The organism is Cellulomonas sp. P2_B4 (genome assembly GCF_056404795.1).
The window spans coordinates 385,625-392,037 of record NZ_JBFUDI010000006.1 but is presented as its reverse complement, the minus strand read 5'-3'; the positions used below and the strand labels follow the sequence as shown (position 1 = coordinate 392,037).

7 protein-coding genes are annotated in these 6,413 nt (G+C 72.1%); 1 reads left to right on the top strand and 6 read right to left on the bottom strand.

Features of this window, described 5'->3' with window-relative positions:
• From AC1DZC_RS13285 to AC1DZC_RS13260, 6 genes are all read right to left on the bottom strand, one after another.
• The coding region (locus AC1DZC_RS13285) for a hypothetical protein (protein WP_477043599.1) at positions 1-225 on the bottom strand (225 nt) is incomplete at its 3' end.
• The gene (locus tag AC1DZC_RS13280) at positions 222-674 is read right to left on the bottom strand and encodes a hypothetical protein (protein WP_477038904.1); all 453 of its coding nucleotides are present in this window, start codon (positions 672-674) and stop codon (positions 222-224) included. The genes AC1DZC_RS13280 and AC1DZC_RS13285, both read right to left, overlap by 4 nt.
• Before the next feature lie 10 nt (positions 675-684).
• Positions 685-1,221, bottom strand: coding sequence for a hypothetical protein (locus tag AC1DZC_RS13275; RefSeq protein ID WP_477043598.1), 537 nt, complete (start codon positions 1,219-1,221; stop codon positions 685-687).
• 10 nt (positions 1,222-1,231) lie between these two features.
• On the bottom strand, positions 1,232-2,878 hold the full coding sequence (locus AC1DZC_RS13270; RefSeq protein WP_477038902.1) for a phage tail sheath subtilisin-like domain-containing protein: 1,647 nt from the start codon (positions 2,876-2,878) through the stop codon (positions 1,232-1,234).
• 54 nt (positions 2,879-2,932) lie between these two features.
• The gene (locus AC1DZC_RS13265; RefSeq protein WP_477043597.1) at positions 2,933-4,153 is read right to left on the bottom strand and encodes a hypothetical protein; all 1,221 of its coding nucleotides are present in this window, start codon (positions 4,151-4,153) and stop codon (positions 2,933-2,935) included.
• Between the two features lie 159 nt (positions 4,154-4,312).
• Positions 4,313-5,464 (bottom strand): AfsR/SARP family transcriptional regulator, encoded by a 1,152-nt coding sequence (locus tag AC1DZC_RS13260; RefSeq protein WP_477043596.1) that lies wholly within the window; start codon positions 5,462-5,464, stop codon positions 4,313-4,315.
• A 288-nt stretch (positions 5,465-5,752) separates the two neighbouring features.
• Here AC1DZC_RS13260 and AC1DZC_RS13255 point away from each other — a divergent pair, with 288 nt between their 5' ends.
• A complete protein-coding gene (locus AC1DZC_RS13255) occupies positions 5,753-6,166 on the top strand; it encodes a VOC family protein (RefSeq protein WP_477038899.1) in 414 nt (137 codons plus the stop codon).
• Positions 6,167-6,413: the final 247 nt, after the last annotated feature.

Below are 6,413 nucleotides of genomic sequence, written 5' to 3'. Positions count from 1 at the left end.
CTGCTGCACCGCGGGCGGCGCGGGCCGGTCGAGCACGTCGGCCAGGCAGCTCCCGAACAGCGGCCCGCGCACCACCGACGGCTCCTTGCGCGCGGTCGCGCAGGTCGCGCCGACGGACTCCGTGACGTGGTGCACCGACCGCGTGGCGGTCACCACGTCGCGGCACCACGAGGCGGGCCCGCCGCCGGCGTCGAGCCTCCTCGTCGTGTCCCGGCCCTGGCTCATGCGACCTCCGACGCCCGTCCGGCCATCTCGAGGTACATGAGGATCTGACCGATGGTCATCCCCGTGACGTCCTCGGCCGTCCAGCCGAACTCGTCGGCGAGCACGAAGCACGCCTTGGCCAGCGGCGCCTGCACCAGCTCGGCCAGCCGGTCGCGCGGGGTGTCGATGCCGCTGAGCTCGTTGATCGTGTCCACCAGGAACCGGGCCGTCCCCGCGGGCAGGCGGCCGGCCTGGTCCGCGGTGAGCGACGGCTCGACGAGGGCGCGCGCGATCATCAGGCCGGCCGCGAGCTCGCGGTCGTCCTTCGCGGCGTGCGCGACGAGCTGGACGTCGCGCACGGTGAGCGGCCGGATCGTGACCGTGCCCGTAGCTGAACCAGGCAGCCCCGGCACGCTGACCTCGTGCGTCAACGAGCTCCCGGCCAGCAGGTCCTCGGCGGTCAGCGTCATGGTCGACCGCCTACTGCGCAGCCGGGAACGTGACCGCGCCGGCGTTGTCGGCGCCGACGTCGAGCACGCCGATGGTCAGCCCGCGGAAGCACAGGTTCTCCATGACGAACTCGTCCTCGGGCAGCACGAACTTCCAGTTCTCGAACTTCACGCCGCCGATCTCGAGGGTCAGCGCCTCGTCGGGGCGCGCGGGGTCCGTGAACGCCAGGGAGAGCGCGAACGTCGGCTGCACGTACGGCTCGGCGACCGCGGTCGCGGACGCGCCCCGCCCGAGCAGCAGGAAGAGCAGCGCGCCGTTGATGTAGGCCCGCCCGATGCTGCCGTGGATCGCGATGTCCCCCGGACTGAGCGAGACCGGGTGCCGCCGGCCGACCTCGTAGAACTCCTTGAGCGCCGTCGTCACCGAGACCTGCACGTCGGTCAGCCGACCGACCGTCTGGATCGCGTACCCGTCGAGCACCGCCTTCGCGTCCGCACCCTCGGGGGTGTCGACGGCGGCGATGCCGAGCGTCCCGTAGGCGCCCGTGTAAACCTCTGTCAGAGCCATGGTGCGTCCTTTACTCGAGGAACATCGTCACCTTGATGAAGTCGATGCTGAACGTGGGCCGGATGACGAGGTCGACCCGGGCGATGCCGCGGATCTCGTCGTCCCGTGACGCGTAGACCGTCAGGTCGTAGCTGATGAGCATCTCGTCGAGGACCATCCCGGCCAGGAAGTTGTTGATGGTCGCCCGCAGGTTGTTGCGCACCCGCTCGTTGTTGAGCAGCCCGATGTACGGCGTGGCCGCGCTGCGGACGCCGAACTTCGCGTAGTCGACGATCCGGCGGGTCGTGATCTGGACCCACGCGGTGTTGGTCGACGTCGTGATGCCCTTGACCAGCCGGAACCCCTGCCGGTTCTCGATCGCGAGCAGCCGGCTGAGCACGAGCTGCTTGAGCTCGGCGTTCGTCAGGTCGTGCTCGAGCCCGTCGACCGACAGGACCTTGTTGGTCAGGCTGATGTGCGCGGGCTGCGCGGACAGGAGCCCGGCGACGGCCGCCGCGGCGTACGCGCCCGGCAGGGTCACCGTGGCGGGCGGCTGCTGCGAGCGGTCGGCCGCCTTGATGCCGGGTCCGACGAGCACCAGCCGGTCGCTGTTGAGCGTGTGCGCCGACGCGTCCTGCACGAACTGGGTGCGATCCGGCTGCAGGGCCGTCCCGACGATGGCGATCCGCTCGCGCTTGATCTCGTCGCCGGACGCGACGGCCGCGTGCGCGGCGAGGTCGTCCCCGAACGACTGGTCCTGCCCCGCGGCGACGACGATGTGCGCGTCCACCTCGAGCAGGGCGTCGAGCCCGGTCTGGTAGTCGGCCCCGGCGGCGCCGTTCGCGCCCCCGCCGAGCGGTGTGGCCGCCACGGGCGACAGCACCTCGGCCGAGCTCGCCAGCGCCGTCGCCGAGACCAGCTGGGAGCCGCTCAGGTCGGCGACCAGGTCGTCGCCGGACACGACGCTGTACTCCTCCGCGGCGGTGATGCCGAGCTTGACGGTGACCTTGACCGCCGCCGACTTGGCGACCGTGTAGGTGGCCAGCACGACGTCGGTGGCGCCGGGTGCGGTGCCGAACGTCAGGAGACCGGAGGTGGTGTCCACCCCCACCTGCGTGGGTCCGGGTGCGGCGTCGTAGACGATCCCCGGCACCTTGTCCGCACCGCCCGCGGACGGCCGCACGAGGATCCGGTTGACGGCGCTGATCACGATCGGGCCGTGCGCCAGCGTGAGCGTGGCGGAGTCGACCTCCTCGCCCGAGACGACCGCGTTGGCGTCCGCCGTGGTCACCGCGACGGTCAGGTCGTTGCCCCACGTGCCGGGCGACTTGGCGGACACCGTCACGTTGGGGCCGCCCGCCGACGCGAGGTCGACGGTCGCCGCCGCGGCGTTGTTGTCGGCCACGCGCACCGCCCAGACGGTGGTCGCGCCGAACTTGTACGCCTGCTCGAGCGCTCGTGTCAGGGTCAGCTCGCCCGAGGCGCCGTCGACCCAGCGGTCGTACGCGCCGAACTTGCCGAGCGCCTCGGAGTAGCTGCCGAGCAGCTGCGGGGTGCCGACGGGACCCTTGCCTGCGGTGCCGACGACCCCCACGTTCCCCACGGTGATGGCGCCGGGGATGATGAGCGCCTCCGGGCGTACCTCGATGAGTACGCCGGGAAGGACTGATTCGGTCATGTCTTCCTCTCCTCCGACGGGTCGTGCACAGCGGGGCCCGTCACCAGTTGCCTGCTAGTGCGGGTTGACCCTGAGATAGACGACTGCGGTCTGGTCGAGCCCCGTGCTGGGGCCCGGCGGCGGGGTGTAGCTCACCGTGAAGCGGTCTGCCGCGGTCGGCAGCAGGACCGGCTCGTCGAGTCGGCGGTCGAACGCCGTGTAGGCGTCGACCGTCGAGTCCGTGTCCCAGTCGCCCATCTCGAGCGCGGGCGTGGGGGTCCCGAGGGCGGCGAACGCGGCCGCAGGGGCGAGCGTCACGTCGGCGTCGGTGTCGGTGGGGCTGGCGCCGGACGTGGCCGCCAGGAACGCGTCGAGGTCGGGCAGGTGGGTGACGGGTCCGCCCGAGCCGGACGAGCGCGCCAACGTCACCGTGCCGCCGAGGGGGACGGGGACGAATGCGAGCGCCGCCAGCCGGCTCACGGCCGCCGGGCCGCGGACCGCGAGCGGCGGCGCCAGCTCGTCGTCCCACCGGGCCATCTCGTCGACGATCGTCTCGAGCTCGCGGGCGCCGCCGACCTCGTTGAGGTCCGCGGTCACCGGGATCCGCGCGATCAGGCTCGCGGCGTCGTCGGTGTCGACGTACTGGTACTCGTAGAGCACGTCGAAGCTGCCCGTCTTGCGCCAGCCCGGCACCGCGTCGACCCGCTCGGCCAGCGTCGTGCCCGTGGCCGCGAGCTTGAGGAAGCCCTCCTGGCGCAGCTCGGTCGTGTCGTCGAGCACCGCCGTCTGCACGTCGAGCATCGCGTCGTCGACGCCCTGCGGCGTCGACGACCAGACCTGGAACCGCACGCTCGCGTCGAGCCGTCCCCCGCGTAGGGTGCGGTCACCGAGCGGGCCCGTCGACTCGCTGCCCCGGTGGTTGCCCAGCCCGACGAGCTTCTCCTTGACGCGTTCGAGCGTCACGTTGTTGGGCGGCAGGGGCGCCACCGACGCAGGCAGCCGCAGGCCCAGCACCGCGAGCATGTCGGTGACCACGTCGGTGAGCGCGGGGGCGGCCATGCTCAGCCCCGCCACGCGGACGCCCGCGCCGGGCGACGCGACGAGCCGGTCCTGGATGAAGGACGCGACGTCGGCCGGACGGTCCCAGACCTGCCGCTCACCGCTCTCGGCGTCGGTGACGTACCCGTGCCACTGCGTGTGCCGGGGGGTGTCCTCCCGCTCGAGCAGGGCCCGCACGACGAACGAGCGTGCGACGACGCGGTCGGACCGGTCGTCGTCGATCGTGGCGTCCGCCATGTCACGAGTGCCCCCTTCGTGGTGGTCTGTGCGTCACCCTCGGACGGCGTTGTCTCGACCGCGTCTCCCCCGCGTCTCGGCGACGTCTCCGAACTCGTCGACACGCCTCTGGACATGCGAAACCCCAGGTCAGCGACCTGGGGCAGGAGAGGGTGAACGTCAGGCGCGGTGCTGGCGCAGCTGTTCGCTCATCGCGTCGATGCTCGAGCGCAGCGCCGCGAGCTCGGCCTGGAACGCCGCGAGGCTCGCTGCGTCGAGACGGCCGGCCCCGATCGCCGGAGGGGCCTCGGGCCCGACCGGCAGGGCCAGGACGGTCGAGTCGGCGAGGGCCGCGAGCCGGCCCGCGACGGCGTCGACGACCGCGGTCCCCGCACCCGGGGCGAACCTCCGGGCCCGGTCGTCGGCCGAGTCGGTGAGGACCGAGATCGACGACGGGCTCACCGTAGCCGGCACGACGAGCACCGCCTGCTCCTTCGGCGCAGCGTGCGTGGTGAGCTCGATCCGCTCCCGCGCGTCGGAGGGCGGGTCGCGCAACGCCTCGACACCGGGCACCCGGTCGTCGACGATCGCAGCGGCCAGCTCCTCGGTCTGCACCGACGGCCGCACTCCGAGCTCGTGCTCGAGCACCCACCGGCACTGGTTCAGCTGGCGCAGCGCCCGCGTCCGGTCGCCCGTGCGGTAGTAGAGGCGCATGAGCCGGCGGTGGCTGCGCTCGTGGGCAGGCTCGACCCCGAGCAGGCGCTCCGCCCAGCCGATCGCCGCCCGCAGGTCGCCACGGCGGTCGTAGGCGCGGCTCAGCGTGTCCATCAGCGTCAGGGACCGGTCCTCGAGGCGGGCACGCGGCGCGAGGCACCACTCGTCGTAGCATCGGGCGAGCAGCGGCCCGCGGTACAGCTCGGCGGTGACCGCGAGGTCGGCGAGCTGCGGGTCCGCCAGCCCGTCCACCCCCAGCGTCTGCGCGGTGCGGGCCGCGTCGGTGAGCTCGGCCGTGTCCACCCAGACCTGCCGGTCCGGGTTCAGGTGCAGGGTCTCCCCGTCGGTCACCAGCAGCCGGGAGCTCTCCTCGACGTCCGGGTCGATCGCGTGATGGATCTGCCAGAGCGTCTGCCGCATGGCCTTCTTGGACGCCTCGCCCTCCGCGTCCGGCCACAGGGCCTCGGCCGCGGTCTCGCGGAGCACGTTGTTCTGGGGTGCGACGAGCACCAGGGCGATCAAGTCCTGGGCCTTGCGCAGCAGTGCGGCCGCGGGCACTCCCGGCGGGTCGTCCACCAAGGCGAACGACCCCATGAGCAGGACCTTGAGCTCGCGCACTTCACCCCCCGGAGCCGCCGATGACAGCTCCTGTGGTCGCGCTCGTCGGCGGACCCTGTCCGCCGGTGGAGCGGGCCGCGATGCTGCATCCCGGGCCTGGCCCGGATTGCCGCATCTGCCAGGTTGCTACCGTTTTCCTCCGTTGGGAAGGGGTTACCACCTCGTCCCCTGATACGCCGTCCGCGACCCGTGTCGCGATGTCGGGGGTGCGTGGCAGGGTGAAGTACGCGGATCGCACCATTCACCCGTTCGAATTACCCGCAGACCGCCGACGAAGGAGACGCTGCCGTGTCCACGCTGAACCCCTACCTCAACTTCCGGAGCACGGCCCGCGCTGCGCTCGAGTTCTACGGATCGGTGCTCGGTGCCGAGCCGACCTTCAGCACGTTCGGGGAGTTCGGCATGAGCCAGGACCCCGCGGACGCCGACCTCGTCATGCACGGCCAGCTCACGTCCCCCGGCGGCCTGGTGCTCATGGCAGCGGACACCCCGAGCCACATGGAGGTCGCGGACACCAGCAACATCTCGGTCTCCCTCAGCGGCGAGGACGCGGCCGAGCTCACGGGGTTCTGGGAGAAGCTGTCCGACGGCGCCACGATCACGGTCCCGCTCGAGAAGGCTCCGTGGGGCGACACGTTCGGCATGCTCGTCGACAAGTTCGGTGTGAGCTGGCTGGTCAACATCACCGGACCCACCGCCTGAGAGACGACAACGGCCCCGGTCCGGCTCCGCGACTCTCGTCGCGAACCCGGTCCGGGGCCGCATGTCTGGTCAGCACCTATGAGCCATCGCCCACCGCGCCCGCTTGTCCTTGTTGCGCGCGGCTTGAACCGCCCCCGGCGCCATTGGGGGCTGTCGATGACCAGCCACCCGGATCGTGCCCGTCAGTCGCTCTCGTAGCGACGCGTTCCACGTCCGGGCCGGTCGTTCGCGGCGGGATGCTGACACC

Excerpts from the sequence above, each read along its gene's own strand:
- AC1DZC_RS13270 (WP_477038902.1), bottom strand. The coding sequence starts at position 2,878 with ATGACCGAATCAGTCCTTCCCGGCGTACTCATCGAGGTACGCCCGGAG.
- AC1DZC_RS13280 (WP_477038904.1), bottom strand. The coding sequence starts at position 674 with ATGACGCTGACCGCCGAGGACCTGCTGGCCGGGAGCTCGTTGACGCAC.
- AC1DZC_RS13265 (WP_477043597.1), bottom strand. The coding sequence starts at position 4,153 with ATGGCGGACGCCACGATCGACGACGACCGGTCCGACCGCGTCGTCGCA.
- AC1DZC_RS13275 (WP_477043598.1), bottom strand. The coding sequence starts at position 1,221 with ATGGCTCTGACAGAGGTTTACACGGGCGCCTACGGGACGCTCGGCATC.